12 protein-coding genes are annotated in these 14,741 nt (G+C 43.3%); 9 read left to right on the forward strand and 3 right to left on the reverse strand.

Annotation, left to right across the window (positions count from 1 at the left end; genetic code table 11):
• Window position 1 precedes the first annotated feature (1 nt).
• From FEK29_RS07450 to FEK29_RS07490, 9 genes are all read left to right on the forward strand, one after another.
• Window positions 2–709: a PepSY domain-containing protein gene (locus FEK29_RS07450; RefSeq protein ID WP_138257801.1), complete on the forward strand. Its 708-nt coding sequence runs from the start codon at window positions 2–4 to the stop codon at window positions 707–709.
• 19 nt (window positions 710–728) lie between these two features.
• Window positions 729–1,208, forward strand: a complete 480-nt coding sequence (locus FEK29_RS07455) for a DUF305 domain-containing protein (protein ID WP_138257802.1) — start codon at window positions 729–731, stop codon at window positions 1,206–1,208.
• A 6-nt stretch (window positions 1,209–1,214) separates the two neighbouring features.
• Window positions 1,215–2,924 carry an efflux RND transporter periplasmic adaptor subunit gene (locus FEK29_RS07460; protein ID WP_138257803.1) on the forward strand — a complete coding sequence of 570 codons (1,710 nt, stop codon included), beginning with the start codon at window positions 1,215–1,217 and terminating at the stop codon, window positions 2,922–2,924.
• 44 nt (window positions 2,925–2,968) lie between these two features.
• Window positions 2,969–3,277 carry a DUF6660 family protein gene (locus FEK29_RS18175; protein ID WP_138257804.1) on the forward strand — a complete coding sequence of 103 codons (309 nt, stop codon included), beginning with the start codon at window positions 2,969–2,971 and terminating at the stop codon, window positions 3,275–3,277.
• Window positions 3,278–3,422: 145 nt separating this feature from the next.
• Window positions 3,423–7,763 (forward strand): CusA/CzcA family heavy metal efflux RND transporter, encoded by a 4,341-nt coding sequence (locus tag FEK29_RS07470; protein WP_138257805.1) that lies wholly within the window; start codon window positions 3,423–3,425, stop codon window positions 7,761–7,763.
• Between the two features lie 4 nt (window positions 7,764–7,767).
• A complete protein-coding gene (locus FEK29_RS07475) occupies window positions 7,768–8,970 on the forward strand; it encodes an efflux RND transporter periplasmic adaptor subunit (protein ID WP_138257806.1) in 1,203 nt (400 codons plus the stop codon).
• Window positions 8,971–8,986: 16 nt separating this feature from the next.
• On the forward strand, window positions 8,987–9,403 hold the full coding sequence (locus FEK29_RS07480) for a Fur family transcriptional regulator (protein ID WP_138257807.1): 417 nt from the start codon (window positions 8,987–8,989) through the stop codon (window positions 9,401–9,403).
• A gap of 59 nt (window positions 9,404–9,462) precedes the next feature.
• Window positions 9,463–9,837: a DUF3703 domain-containing protein gene (locus FEK29_RS07485; RefSeq protein ID WP_138257808.1), complete on the forward strand. Its 375-nt coding sequence runs from the start codon at window positions 9,463–9,465 to the stop codon at window positions 9,835–9,837.
• Window positions 9,834–11,801, forward strand: a complete 1,968-nt coding sequence (locus FEK29_RS07490; RefSeq protein ID WP_138257809.1) for a heavy metal translocating P-type ATPase — start codon at window positions 9,834–9,836, stop codon at window positions 11,799–11,801. Before FEK29_RS07485 ends, FEK29_RS07490 begins: the two co-directional genes overlap by 4 nt.
• A gap of 279 nt (window positions 11,802–12,080) precedes the next feature.
• Here FEK29_RS07490 and FEK29_RS07495 read toward each other — a convergent pair whose 3' ends face one another.
• The 3 genes from FEK29_RS07495 to FEK29_RS07505 all read right to left on the reverse strand — a co-directional run bounded on the left by FEK29_RS07495 (window position 12,081) and on the right by FEK29_RS07505 (window position 14,511).
• Complete coding sequence (locus FEK29_RS07495; protein ID WP_138257810.1) at window positions 12,081–13,304, reverse strand: site-specific integrase; 1,224 nt, start codon at window positions 13,302–13,304, stop codon at window positions 12,081–12,083.
• 248 nt (window positions 13,305–13,552) lie between these two features.
• The gene (locus FEK29_RS07500; protein WP_138257811.1) at window positions 13,553–13,963 is read right to left on the reverse strand and encodes a VOC family protein; all 411 of its coding nucleotides are present in this window, start codon (window positions 13,961–13,963) and stop codon (window positions 13,553–13,555) included.
• A 137-nt stretch (window positions 13,964–14,100) separates the two neighbouring features.
• Complete coding sequence (locus tag FEK29_RS07505; RefSeq protein WP_138257812.1) at window positions 14,101–14,511, reverse strand: SRPBCC family protein; 411 nt, start codon at window positions 14,509–14,511, stop codon at window positions 14,101–14,103.
• Between the last annotated feature and the right edge of the window lie 230 nt (window positions 14,512–14,741).

Consider the following 14,741-nt stretch of genomic DNA (forward strand, 5'->3'; position numbering starts at 1 on the left):
TATGGTAAAAAGAAAAACAGCGATAAAAATTAGAAAGGTACACCGCTATTTGGGCATCTTCTTGGGCATCCAGTTCTTGATGTGGACGATAAGTGGGATGTATTTTAGTTGGACAGACATTGACGAAATACACGGTGACCAATTTCGGCAAGACCCAGTAAAGGCATCTGCTTTTACAAGTTTGATAAGTCCATCCGAAGTGAATCTTGAAGAAGCAATAGTCTCGGTAGAACTTCGGGAAATCGGTGGTAAACCCTTTTACTGGATTAATGACAAACAGCTCTTTGATGCCAAGACAGGCAAAGTAAAGAAAGTAATCTCAGAAAGTGAAGCTCTGAAAATCGCTGAACGGAATATGTTGCCGGAACTTCAAGTAAAAGGAATCGAGCGCATCGAGCAAGTAGGCAGCCATAGCGAGTATCGTGGCAGACCGCTTCCGGCCTATGTCATCAGCTATGAAACACCTAAAAACATCAAGGCCTACGTTTCCGAAAAAGATGGCGCATTCCAAACGCTACGTCATCGGGATTGGCGTTGGTTCGACTTTCTATGGATGACCCATACGATGGATTATGAAGGTCGCGACGATTTCAATACAACCGTACTACGTGCCTTTTCCCTACTTGGATTGATTACCGTATTGAGCGGGTTTTTGTTATGGTATATCAGTTCACCAACAATCAGAAAAATAAAAAAGAGAAACAAATAACACCAAAAATTCAAAAACTATGGAACATTCAAAACACGCAAACAAAGGAAAATACAGAACATTTTTTATGATGCTGGCTTGCTCATTTGTAGCAATGTACATCACAATGTATCTCAACACCTATAAACTCGACCACGTATGGTTCAGCCTAACGCGCTTCTATATGGTCTGTCTGGGCATAGCAGCAATGGCAGTCATTATGTGGTTTTTTATGCGGAAGATGTACACCGACAAGAAAAAGAATATTGCCATTCTTTTAGGTAGTTTGGTCTTGTTTTTTGGGGCATTGTTCTTGGTTCGCGACCAAAAATCCACAGTAGGTGACGTACTATGGATGAAAGCAATGATACCGCATCATTCCATCGCTATATTGACCAGTGAACGAGCGGACATCAAAGACCCAGAGGTGAAGAAACTGGCAGAAGAAATCATCAAGGCACAGCGCAGGGAAATTGCCGAAATGAAAGAAATGATTGAACGATTACAGAACGAAAAATAAATAGCTATGAACAAGAATTTCATATATATCGCTATTGCAGTCGTTGTCGGACTGCTTGGTGGTTGGCTCATTTTCGGTGGCTCATCGGAAGAATCTATGACAGATAAGCACGACCATTCCACAGAAGCGGAAGGTCAAATGTGGACCTGCTCGATGCACCCCCAGATTATGCAACCCGAACCAGGTGATTGTCCCATTTGCGGAATGGATTTAATTCCTGCGGAATCAGGTGCTGATGGACTTGCAATGAACGAAATAAAGATGACCAAAAATGCGATGGCATTGGCGGACATCCAAACATCCATCGTGGGAAATGCTTCTGTAGATGATGAGAATATGATTTCCCTTTCGGGAAAAATCAAGATGAACGAGGAAGAAAATGCGGTGCAGGCCAGTTATTTCGATGGTAGAATTGAACGGCTCAACGTCAATTTTGAAGGTCAGGAAGTACAAAAAGGGCAATTGTTGGCAACCATTTATGCACCTAATCTGATAGCTGCTCAGCAAGAATTGATTACTGCGGCTTCGCTAAAAGAATCGCAACCCTCACTATACAAGGCGGTACGCAACAAACTGAAACTTTGGAAACTCTCGGAAGCCCAAATCAATAGCATAGAGGAATCCGGCAAGGTCAAAGAGAACTTTCCGATTTATGCGACCGTATCCGGAACGGTTTCAGAAAAAATGGCTGCCGAAGGCGACTATGTAAAACAGGGACAGCCCATTGTAAAGGTGAGTAACCTAAACTCTGTATGGGCGGAATTTGATGCCTACGAAAACCAGATTTCAGAGTTTAAAAAAGGGCAGAAAATTTCAGTAACGACAAATGCTTATCCAAATAAGGAATTTGATGCAACGGTCTCATTTATAGACCCTGTTCTGAATACCCAAACCCGCACCGTAACCGTTCGGGCCAATCTCAAAAATAGCGATGGAATGCTAAAACCCGGAATGTTCGTAACTGGCAAAGTAGAAGGAACAACGGTAAATACGGAATCAAACCTGACCATACCTGCAAGTGCTGTGATGTGGACGGGTGAACGGTCTTTGGTGTACATCAAAACCAACGCCAACGAACCTGTTTTTGAAATGCGGGAAGTTACTCTTGGCAATCGCAATGGCGATATGTTTACGGTTACATCCGGTTTAAAAAATGGCGATGAGATTGTGACCAATGGCACTTTTACCGTAGATGCAGCTGCGCAATTGCAGGGGAAGAAATCGATGATGAATCAAAGTACTGAAGAAGAGAAAGAAATGATGGCGATGGAAATGTCACTTTCAACTTCTTTTCAAGAACAGTTTGTGAAGGCTTTGCCGTCATACCTTGAACTCAAAGATGCTTTGGTAGCGAGTAATGCAGAAAAAGTTTCCGATTTTGCGAAAGTATCTTCCGAAAAAATGAAGGTGATATCACAAAAAGATTTGGACAAAATGCTCAAAACCCATCTATCCAAAAGTATTGAAATGCTGGATGCCATTGCAAGTAATTCTAATTTAGAAAACCAACGTAGTCATTTCGTCATTCTCAATGAAAATTTGGTTGCAATAGCAATGAATCTCGAAAGCATTGACAACCCCCTATACGTTCAAAAATGCCCAATGGCAAACAACAATAAAGGTGCGGTTTGGTTGAGCACCGAAGAAGAAATCCGTAATCCTTATTATGGTGATGCAATGTTAACGTGCGGTAGTGTGATTGATTCGTTGAAATAGGACTTTGCAACCCTGTTGCACCGAAATTCTGTTATCTTTGCATCGTGAAAGTTTTGGCAATCATATTATCGATTTACTTCTTGGCGCTCAATGTGGTGCCTTGTAGCGATGTTGGTGATGTCGCCGACGATTCCCAAACCGTTTCAATAGTTGATTTTGATGGTGACCACGGTGACGATTGCGAACTTTGCTCACCGTTCTGCCAGTGCCACTGCTGTCACGTTCACACGATACACTTTGGTATTGCTAACTTCGAACCGCTTCAAGCGACCATTCCACAGGATAACTTTTCCCACTTCGACAGTATCGGTAAGGATATTACTTTCTCTCTCTTTCAGCCCCCGCAGGTTTAATTCAGTTTTACAGGATTACTATATCCAGTTTTGAAGTTTTCAGCTTTAGGAAACTTCAAATGGTGTATTTGCCTTGCGCGCCTGTCCAAAGCGCAGTCGAAGGGAAAGCACAATTTCATTTTTAACTGAATTAACACCTAAATCTATGATTAACAGAATCATTGATTTTTCAATCAATAACAAATTTATTATCGGTCTGCTTACACTGGCACTCATCGGTGCCGGTATCTACAGTATGACCCAAGTTCCCATAGATGCTGTGCCGGATATAACCAACAACCAGGTACAGGTCATCACGCAATCGCCCAATCTGGGTACAGAGGATATCGAACAGTTCGTAACCTATCCCGTGGAAGTGGCGATGAGCAACCTTCCCGATGTCAAGGAAATCCGTTCGATTTCCCGATTCGGGCTATCGGTGGTAACGGTAGTTTTTGACGATGATATGGGAACCTTTTTGCCACGCCAGCTCGTTTCCGAAAAACTGACTGAGGTACGCGAGCAAATTCCAGAGGAATTGGGCCAGCCATCGATGGGACCTATTACAACTGGTTTGGGCGAAGTGTACCAATACACCTTAAAGGTCAAGCCTGAGTTTCAGGACGAGTATTCCCTTGCCGACTTGCGCACGATGCAGGATTGGATTGTACAACGACAAATGGCGATGGTGCCTGGCGTCGTTGAAATCAATGCGATAGGTGGAAAGATTAAACAATATGAAGTGGCCGTTGACCCCAACGAATTGAAGGCTATCGGGCTTACCATTACCGATGTATTTAAAGCTTTGGAAGCAAACAATAGGAATACGGGTGGTGCCTACATCGAAAAGAACCACCAGGCCAACTTCATTCGGGGTGAAGGTTTGGTACGCAACCTCAATGACATCAAGAAAATCGTTATTAAAAATGAAAATGGTGTGCCCATCACCGTAAACGATGTGGCCGATGTACGCTTCAGTTCCGCCGTTCGCTATGGGGCATTAACGCAGGATGGCGAAGGCGAGGTCGTCGGTGGACTGGTGATGATGCTCAAAGGCGCAAACTCAAACGAGGTCATTGTCCGCGTTAAGGATAGGATGGCGGAAATCCAGAAATCACTTCCCGAAGGCGTGGTCATCGAACCCTTGTTGGATAGAAGTAAACTCATAAGTGAGACAACGGGCACGGTACGCAACAATCTTCTGGAAGGCGCGCTCATCGTGATTTTTGTACTCGTCTTTCTTTTGGGGAACTGGCGTGGCGGACTGATTGTGGCATCGACCATTCCCCTATCCCTATTGTTTGCCTTTATCCTAATGAATGTTTTTGACGTATGGGCGAACCTGATGAGCTTGGGTGCAATCGACTTTGGTATTATCGTAGATGGGGCGGTCATTATCGTGGAAGCGAGTGTATTTCTTATGGCCAGTTATGTGCTTAAAAAGAAATCTTTGGATAAGAAAGACCGTGACGAAATTGCAGCCGATGCATCCAAAAAAATGATGAACGCAGCCTTCTTCGGACAGCTGATAATCCTTATCGTTTTCCTACCCATCTTGGCATTGGAAGGTGTCGAGGGCAAGATGTTCCAGCCTATGGCACTTACGTTCATCTTTGCGATGATTGGTGCAATGGTTTTATGTCTGACCTATGTGCCGATGATGTCCGCATTATTCCTGAAACCGCCAAAAAAGGAAAAGAAATCGTGGGGCGACCGTTTTGTACATTGGGTACAACGCAAGTATGAGCCCCTATTGTTAAATGCCTTGGAAAAAGGAAAATGGGTCGTTAGTATTGCGGTGGCCATCTTTGCCGTGGCTATCTTCACGTTCACTAAAATGGGCGGTGAGTTCATACCGCAATTGGACGAGGGCGATATTGCTTTCCACGCTATTTTGAAACCCGGAAGCTCATTGAGCGAGACCATCGAGACCACCACAAAAATAGAACGCATCGTAAAGGCCGAATTTCCCGAAGTGGAAAAAATAGTTAGCCGTATCGGTGTTGCGGAAGTGCCTACCGACCCAATGCCTATGGACTTTGCCGATGTATTCGTAATCCTGAAACCGCAGGACGAATGGGTTTCTGCCGAATCCAAGGATGAACTTATTGACAAGATGAAGGATGCGGTGAGCATTATCCCTGGTGTCAATTATGAATTTACGCAACCCATCGAAATGCGGTTCAATGAACTATTGGAAGGCATCCGTGAGGATATTGCCATTAAGATATACGGTGAGGATATCGATGTACTTGCGTCCAAAGCGGACGAGATTACCAAAATCATCGCAGGTACTGAAGGTATAGGCGATATGCGGGCAGAAGCCACATCGGGCTTACCGCAGATGACGATAAAGTACAATCGAAACAAACTGGCCCAATACGGCGTAAGCATCGACCAACTCAATATGATGGTGCAATCCGCTTTTGCAGGTGGGTACGCAGGGGTCATTTTTGAAGGTGAAAAGCGTTTTGATTTGGTGGTAAGACTCGATGAGCAGAACCGAAGCGATATCAACGATATCCGTAATCTCTATATCAATCTACCGAACGGTTCACAAATTCCACTTCACGAACTGGCGGCCATCGAATACACACCGGGACCGATGCAGATAAGCAGGGACAATACCAATCGCAGAACCTATGTAGGCGTTAATGTACGTGGTCGCGATGTGGAATCGCTGGTCAATGAGATAAGGGACAAGCTGGATGCAAACCTCGATTTACCCCCAGGTTATTTTATCCGCTATGGTGGTGCCTTTGAAAATCTGGAAAGGGCCAGTGACCGATTGCAGACCGTGGTTCCTATTGCGCTATTACTCATATTCATCCTGATATATTTTGCATTAAAATCCTTTCCGCAGACGTTGATGATTTATCTGGCCATACCGATGGCGACTATTGGTGGCGTGTTCGCTCTCTGGCTTAGGGATATGCCCTTTAGTATTTCCGCAGGGGTTGGCTTTATCGTGCTTTTTGGGGTTGCCGTACTGAACGGATTGGTAATGATTAGCGGATTCAACGAACTGAAAGAGGAAGGCGTTATAAACCTAAAAGAGCGAATCGTTGAAGGAACAAAAAGAAGGGTACGCCCCATTATGCTCACGGCCTTTACCGATATCCTTGGGTTTCTGCCAATGGCAATTTCCGCATCGGCAGGGGCAGAAGTTCAGCGACCGTTGGCAACGGTCGTTATCGGTGGATTGATTACATCCACCTTGTTGACTCTATTCATTCTTCCCATTTTCTATCAATGGGTAGAAAGACGTTCGGAACGCAAGATAAAGGTCAATCCGAAAATCGTAACCGCTTCTGCGGTGGTCTGTTTCTTTTTTGCTTTCGCGAAAGCGGAAGCGCAACAAGTTCGGCAGAACGATACATTACCTGTTGTTTCATTGGAACAAGCGGTAGAAATATCCAAAGAAAACTATCCGCTATTGAAAACAAAACAACTGGAAATTCAAAAGCAGAACGCCCTAAAAGGTACGGCCTATGATTTAGGGAATACCCAAGTGTTTACCGGTGGTGAGGAAGTTTCTGATGGTCAGGGCATTTATACCCTTGTTGGCGTGGTTCAACAGAATATCAACCTGTTCGGTATCGGTGCGAAGAAGCGGTTGCAAAAACAGCGTATCGCCTTGGCGGAAACCGCACTTGACTTTACCGCATTGCAAGTGGAACAGGAAGTCAAAAAAGCTTGGTCACAGGCCTATCAGCAACGGCAGAAATTTGAACTGTATCGTGAACTGGATTCCATCTACTCGCAATTTGAAAAGGCGATTGAACTGAATTACGAGGTAGAGGCCATTTCACGTTTGGAATATTCATCGGCAACCAATCAGGCATTACAAATCAACAATAAACTTCAACAGGCCGAAAGTGACTATGCCATTGCCCTACAGAAGCTTAATCTTTGGTTGGTTTCCGACACGTTCTATACTGTTCCCGACACCCTTGATGAAAATGAAATGGCAGTACTGGGAATTCCATCAACCATAGAAACCCATCCAGAACTGGAACTTTCGCGAAAGCGGATTGAGGAAGCCCAATCCAGCTACCAAGCTGAACGTTCCGATTTGTTGCCCAATCTCAACCTTCAGGGCGGATTGCAACGGGTGAATGGCAGTAACGGATTCTACACTTATCAGGCAGGAATATCCCTTCCATTGTTTTCTGGTACAGAACGCAGTCAGGCCAAGGCAGCCAAAATCCAAAGTGAAATTGCAAAAGCCAATGCGGACTTTACCAAACGCCAACTGCAATCGGAATATCGACAAGCTGTACAAGCGTATCAAAAATGGGAAGCATCCTGGCGATTCTATAAGGACAAGGCCTTACCGCTTGCCGAGGAACAGCGACAGGGTGCGTTATTAGCCTATAAGGAAGGTGCCGTGGATTATGCCGCATTCACCCAAATTATTAGGGATGCCATACAGACGGAAATGGATGCGCTGGACGCGCTCGACAATTATCTAAAATCAGTTTTTGCACTACAATATTTCAAATAATAAAATGAAGAATCTATCAAAATACACAGCTATTGGTTTGTTGGCGATGCTTTTGGCGTTGACCGCTTGTGGCGATTCCAACAAAGAAACCGCAGGGAATAAAAATGCCAATCTGGAAATGGAAAAAGAACATTCCGAGGGTGAAGCCGAGGAAGTAATGCTCACAGCTAAACAGTTCGATGCACTACAAATGGAAATCGACACCCTGCAAATGCGGAATATGAGCGGTTATGTGCAAGCCAACGGGCAGTTGGAAGTCCCACCTCAGAACGAGGCCACCATCACAACGGTAGTAGGTGCCAACGTGGTATCCATCGAAGTTATCGAGGGTGATAAGGTTAATAAGGGGCAAACGGTCGCCTATCTGTCCCACCCCAATATCATCGAGAAACAAACGGATTACCTCAATGCTTTCAGTAATAGTCAATTTCTTAAAAAGGAATATGAGCGGCAAAAAACCCTGTACGATGCAGGTGTCGGCAGCGGTGCCAATTTTCAAAAGGCAGAAGCCGAATACCAGGCATCCCGAAGTATGGTAAAAGGTCTTGAGGCGCAACTGCAACAGTTGAGTATCAGCGCACCAGGCGTAAGAAACGGTACAATTTATCAGCGTGTATCTCTTAGAAGCCCCATTGAAGGATTCGTCCAAAAAGTAGAAATTAAGACTGGGCAGTACGTAGAACCACAGACCGACCTTATGGAAATTGTGGACACCCATCACGTACACGCAGATTTGATGGTTTTCGAAAAGGATGTCCATAAGGTGAAAGAAGGGCAAAAAGTGGTTTTCAATGTACAGCCCATTCCCGGAAAGGAACTGACTGCCGAAATCTATTCCGTAGGAAAGACCTTTGAACAAAATCCGAAGGCTATTCACGTACACGCTGAAATCGAGAACAAGGAAGGCAACCTGATTCCCGGGATGTACATTCAGGGGCGCATCCAAACGGAAAATACACAAACTAAGGCGATGCCCGAAGCTGCCATAGCAGCCGATGGCGAGAGATTCTTTGTATTCTCGGCAGAAAAGGAAGGTGACGATTGGTCATTCAAACCCATTGAAATCACCAAAGGCACCCACGATGGCGATTGGATTGCCATTGATTTTTTGAGCGAACAAGAACCGAACACACAATACGCCTATAACAACGCCTACTACCTAATGGCGGAACTAAAAAAGGGCGAAGCGGAAGAACACGGACATTAATACAGACAATTATAAAATGAAAAAAATAGAACAAAGACTCACTGAAAATGGCGTTCGCCCGACGGCGATGCGGTTATTGATTTATAAATATTTGGCAGAAAAGGAAGTAGCCATATCATTGACAGATATTGAAGCCGCTTTCGCGAAAGCAGAGCGTACGACTTTATATAGAACGTTGCGCACCTTTGAAGAAAAGAAAATTGTGCACCAAATAGATGATGGTACAGGCATACAAAAATATGCACTTTGTGAGCCTGGTTGCGATTGTAACCTTGAACAAGATTTGCACCTGCATTTCCATTGTAACAATTGCGATGAGACCGTTTGCCTGACCGAACATAAGATTCCACATATCAATCTGCCAGAAGGCTTTGTGGCAGAGGATGCCAATTTGGTACTGAAGGGTATTTGTGACAAATGCAGCGGACAATAATGCACTTCCGTTGCATAGGTCAGATACATACCTTGCACTTTAAAAATGAATAATAAATAATGAAATTTAATACCACCATACCAATAGGCCTTAGAGCATTTTATTTAGATGAACTGAACCTATATCGTTCTTCATTACATAGTGGAAATTCATCCCAAGCTTGGCATCACCTTGAACGTTCCCATATTCTCGGTCAATCCTACCCGTTGGAACATACCTATACCCATTGGTCAATGTTAAAATTCGGGTTACGCCAGCGAAACACAAAAGAAGTTCTGGGTCAGGTGTTGCGACTTTTGGTTGGTGGTTGGAAATCATTTATCGACCACGTACCCATTGGAAATACCGGTGGAAGCGATGTGCCACCATTGAAAAGAATGGAAATGCCCGAAGACATAGCCAAAATTTTAAATAAATACCGAAAAACGCAATGAAAAAGAAAAAAGTAAACTTACGGGATTTAGACCCGAAAGAACATCAAGGTGAGCACAGTCACGATGACGGACATAACCATAGCAGTGCCGCAGAGGTATCCAATTTTAAGACCTACTTGCCCGCCATTTTCAGCTTTTTAATGCTGATTACGGGCATTGCCATAGATTATTTCGATACGTTCCCATTCTTCAGGGGCTGGGTGCGGATTATTTGGTACACTGTAGCTTACATTCCCGTTGGGTTTCCTGTAATTAAAGAAGGCTGGAACAGTATCAGGAACGGTGATTTCTTTACGGAATTTTTCTTGATGTCCATTGCCACCTTGGGGGCATTTGCCATAGGCGAATATCCCGAGGGTGTGGCCGTAATGCTATTTTATGCCGTGGGCGAACTCTTCCAGAACGCTGCGGTAAATAGGGCGAAGGGAAATATAAAGGCACTTTTGGATGCGCGACCCGATGAAGCATTGGTTTATAGAAATGGGGATTTTGTTTCGGTCAATCCCGAAACGGTCGAGATTGGTGAAAGAATTCAGGTTCGCGTAGGCGAAAAAATTCCTTTGGACGGCATTTTACTTTCAGAAAAAGCATCGCTGAACACGGCTGCCATTACCGGTGAAAGCAAACCCGATACCATTGCCAAGAGCGAAAAAATCTATGCAGGAAGCATCAACTTGGATGGGGTCATTGAAGTAAAGACTAACAAAGAATTTAAGGACAGTTCCATCGCCCGAATCTTGGATATGGTTCAGAACGCTACCGCCCGAAAATCTAAAACGGAGCTGTTCATTAGAAAATTCGCCAGAATTTATACACCCATCGTGGTTTTCCTTGCCATCGGACTGACGTTTTTGCCCTATTTCTTCGTGGACGATTATGTGTTTAGGGATTGGCTCTACCGCGCTCTGATTTTCTTGGTAATTTCCTGTCCCTGTGCCTTGGTCATATCCATTCCCTTGGGCTATTTTGGCGGATTAGGTGCGGCATCCCGCAACGGGATTTTGTTCAAAGGTGCGTCCTTTCTCGATGCGATTACCAAGGTAAATACCGTGGTAATGGACAAAACGGGTACAGTTACCAAAGGGGTCTTCAAGATTAAGGAAGTGGTCAACAAATCCGCTTTTGCAGAAGCGGAATTTATGCAATATCTGATGGCGATGGAAGAACAATCCACCCATCCCATTGCAAAGGCAATTCTGGAATATAAGGCCGATGGTGCCGATTTTGAAGCGACCGAAGTTTCCGAAGTGGCAGGAAAAGGACTGAAAGGTACGGTCAACGGAAAGCAAGTATTGGTCGGCAATAAGGCTTTGATGGTTTCCAACGGCATCGAAGTTCCCTCTGAAACCGATACCATAGTCGAATCCATAGTAATGGTAGCCATCGATAAAAAATTTGCCGGATACGTGACGATTGCCGATGAACTGAAGGAAGATGCCCACCAAGCCATCAAACAGATACGAGAGGCGGGTATCTCTAAAATCATAATGCTCTCGGGCGACAAGGATTCCATTACCCAAAAGGTTTCCAAAGAATTGAATATCGATTGGGCAAAAGGAGGTCTACTACCGGAAGATAAACTGACCGAGGTTGAAGAACTGAAAAAAAAACCTGACACCACAGTTGCCTTTATGGGTGATGGCATCAATGATGCGCCCGTACTCGCTGCAAGCAATGTGGGTATCGCAATGGGCGGTTTGGGAAGCGATGTGGCCATCGAAACCGCAGATGTCATCATACAGACCGACCAACCAAGCAAGATTGCCACGGCGGTTAAAATCGGTCGTTCTACCCGAAAAATTGTTTGGCAGAATATCGGTTTGGCATTCGGGGTAAAAATTATCGTGCTTATTCTGGGCGCAGGTGGACTTGCCACAATGTGGGAAGCGGTCTTTGCCGATGTTGGGGTAGCATTATTGGCAATTTTTAATGCGGTGCGGTTGCAGAAGATGAAGTGGGGGTAGAATAACGTTTCATAATATTTTTAGCTTGGTTCTTCTATAAAACGTCAGTTATATAAGACAATACCGGGAAAGCAAACCTTTTTTCGTCAAGATGTCCTATTCTCGGTCCTTTGTATTGGCAAAGTTAATGCACCTTATTATGAGACTGAAATCTTAAAAAAAAATGGAATTTCCGACTTGGGATTTAGTGCCCTATCGGGCACTTTTTGTGGTTAGGGAGAAGAAGAAAAAGCGGGATTTTAATCAAACCGAGAAAAAAAGCTTCATTCAAAATGAAACTTAAGACATGATTTTAGCATCATAATCATCAATAACATTGGTTTCAAATGAACTTAGATAGCTTTGGGTCATGGCCTCGGTTGTATGGCCCAAACTATCTTGAATCACATTGCTAGGCGCGCCGCTTCTCTTTAGTATGTTGGCATAGGTGTGTCGGGCAGTATAAATTGTGAATTTTGGAAGTTCAAGTCTTTCCGCCAAACGCTTTAGATAAATATTCTGCCTTTTTCGTTTGTTTTTTATGGTTTCATGGGTTTGATTTTGGGATACATCCTTGGTAAGTATAGGAAAAATGTAATCATCCTTTTGAATTTTGCCCTTATTATAGTCAAGGAGCATTTGCTTTAAGGCAGGGGTTATTTTGATGGAGAACAATTTGTTCTTTGTTTTGGCCCTTATGTATGTTATCCGCTCAAAATCGCCTTGTACATTATCCCCTCTCAACAAGGCCATATCCATCCAATTCATACCTCGCAAGTAGAAAGAAGCCATGTACAGGTCTCGCGCCTTGGCCAAGTGAGGCTCTTCAATTGATACTTCCTTTAAAGTTTGTAATTGCTCCCTGTTTAAAAATTGTCTTTTAGGAGTTCCGTTCTTTATCGAATAATCGTTAAAGGGATTGTGATTTTCCTTGGCTATCCCGTGCTTAATAGCTTTTTTGTAAACCGATCTCAGAGTTCTGAGATACACACTTAAACCACCGGCCGTATTTCCGGAAGCGTAATGATTCGTCTCCAACTTCTTTACAAAAGCGTAGTTGATTTGACGGAAAGGAAGGGAACGCTTTCCATGGAATTTTTCTATTCTATTTCTCAGGGTCCTATAGATTTCTGCATTACCATATTTTCCGGCCTTTTTGAAATCTAGTATTAGAGAATCGATGAATTGAAAAAAGTCCATGTTGCCAACGGACTTACCCTCTATTTCTTTTTTGATTGAGGACATCGACAAACTTTCAATTTTACCATCTTCCTTCAAGCGGGAAACAGTGTCGTAAATCTTCTTCAGCTTTTCTTGTATTCCGTTGTTCAGCCGCGTAATATTCGAAGCTATTTTACTTGAAGGCCTTATACGTTGATTCTTGGCATCGAAGTCTTTTTCAGCCAAGTTGTAGCCCAAGGGCAGATATATAGATTTACGATTATAGGTGATGCGTATCACCAGCGGAAAGGTTCCGTCCTGTTTTTGGCGTACTTTGTTTAGAAGGACTTTTGTGGTTAGCATACGTTTGTAAATTTATAAACTATTTATAAACAAATATAGGTGTTATTTGGTTCTATATGGTTTTATATAATTTTTAATTTACTGAAAAACAGCCATTTAATTATTTTTAAAATCAATTAAAACCATAAATGACGTGTCTGTCACGCAGGGGGTCGCGGGTTCGAGTCCCGTCCAGACCGCAAAAAGCCCTCAATTTATTGAGGGCTTTTTTGTTTCCTTATGGGTTTCAATCGCAAAATCCATTAAATCTATTTCGGCATTTTATCCATTTCCATGTGCAGCATGCTCCAACGGTGGCCGTCCCTATCGATAAAACCCATGGCGTACATCCAGCCATCGACTTCGGAAGGTTCGGCAAAAATCCTGCCTCCGGCATTTTTCACTTTTTGGGCCATATCATCGACTTCCGTTCTGGTCTGGGCATCCAAATTGATCAACATCTCGGAACCTTTGTTGGTATCGGAAATCCCCGTCTGTGCAAAATGCTGAAAGGCATTTTCAGGAAAGAGCATCAAGACAAAATCGTGCTCACCAACCAAAAAACTTCCTATTTGCTGGGAATGGGCATGCATGGGATTTTCCCTAAACCCAATTTGCTTGAAAAATGTCTTTGAAACGTGTATATCCTTAACGGGAAGGTTCAACCAAATCGATTTCATACTATTTACTGTTAGGTGGTTACATCAAATATAACCAACTTTAAAATAAAAAATCTCCAACAATACCCGTAGATTCCGTACAATCCCATTTTTCCTGATATTAAAGGAATTCAAGTATCCAACCTAAAAAAATAAGTCTAATTGGATTCCACGTAGTCCTTGAAATTATCCAAAATGGCCTGCCAACCTTGCCGCTGTAGCTCCAGGGAATTTTGGTTTTCGGGTTGAAAGGTCTCCACAATTTCCGTTTGACCCTCCTTGTCCACAAATATTACGGATACTTCCCGTCCGTCATCCAAGGTGTATTCCAACAGATTATTAGGTATTACTTTGGTGAATTGACCGCCAAAATCAAAGCCCATACTCCCATCTTTGGCTTCCATCCTACTAGTAAACCTACCACCTTCCCTAAGGTCGCTTTCAGCGTTTGGGCAGTGCCATTCATCCGATGCGAAATTCCAATTTTTGATATGGTTTGTTTCCGTCCAATACTTCCAAGTTTTTTCTTTCTTGGCGTTTACGATAGCTGCTACTTCTATTGCCTTCATTTTTTGTTTATTTATACTTAATTGATAGTTGATCCGTTTGTGTTATTAGATCTAAAGATAGCTTACAATTTCATGCAAGATTTTGCCAATTGAACTTTGAGGAAATAAATGTCCGGGACGGAATCATTGTATTTTTTCTCGAACGTAAGGTTAACGTTCTATTTATACAGATTAAGGTATACTAAACCATTAATTACTAATTACATAAAAAAAGCCCCGTTAAACTTCAT

This window comes from Maribacter aurantiacus, assembly GCF_005780245.1.
Lineage (GTDB): Bacteria > Bacteroidota > Bacteroidia > Flavobacteriales > Flavobacteriaceae > Maribacter > Maribacter flavus.

Bases quoted from the DNA above. Each gene is read 5' to 3' on its own strand.
- FEK29_RS07450 (WP_138257801.1), top strand. From the start codon at position 2: ATGGTAAAAAGAAAAACAGCGATAAAAATTAGAAAGGTACACCGCTAT.
- FEK29_RS07485 (WP_138257808.1), top strand. From the start codon at position 9,463: ATGAAATTTAATACCACCATACCAATAGGCCTTAGAGCATTTTATTTA.
- FEK29_RS07500 (WP_138257811.1), bottom strand. From the start codon at position 13,963: ATGAAATCGATTTGGTTGAACCTTCCCGTTAAGGATATACACGTTTCA.
- FEK29_RS07475 (WP_138257806.1), top strand. From the start codon at position 7,768: ATGAAGAATCTATCAAAATACACAGCTATTGGTTTGTTGGCGATGCTT.
- FEK29_RS07460 (WP_138257803.1), top strand. From the start codon at position 1,215: ATGAACAAGAATTTCATATATATCGCTATTGCAGTCGTTGTCGGACTG.
- FEK29_RS07480 (WP_138257807.1), top strand. From the start codon at position 8,987: ATGAAAAAAATAGAACAAAGACTCACTGAAAATGGCGTTCGCCCGACG.
- FEK29_RS07505 (WP_138257812.1), bottom strand. From the start codon at position 14,511: ATGAAGGCAATAGAAGTAGCAGCTATCGTAAACGCCAAGAAAGAAAAA.
- FEK29_RS07455 (WP_138257802.1), top strand. From the start codon at position 729: ATGGAACATTCAAAACACGCAAACAAAGGAAAATACAGAACATTTTTT.
- FEK29_RS07495 (WP_138257810.1), bottom strand. From the start codon at position 13,304: ATGCTAACCACAAAAGTCCTTCTAAACAAAGTACGCCAAAAACAGGAC.
- FEK29_RS07490 (WP_138257809.1), top strand. From the start codon at position 9,834: ATGAAAAAGAAAAAAGTAAACTTACGGGATTTAGACCCGAAAGAACAT.
- FEK29_RS07470 (WP_138257805.1), top strand. From the start codon at position 3,423: ATGATTAACAGAATCATTGATTTTTCAATCAATAACAAATTTATTATC.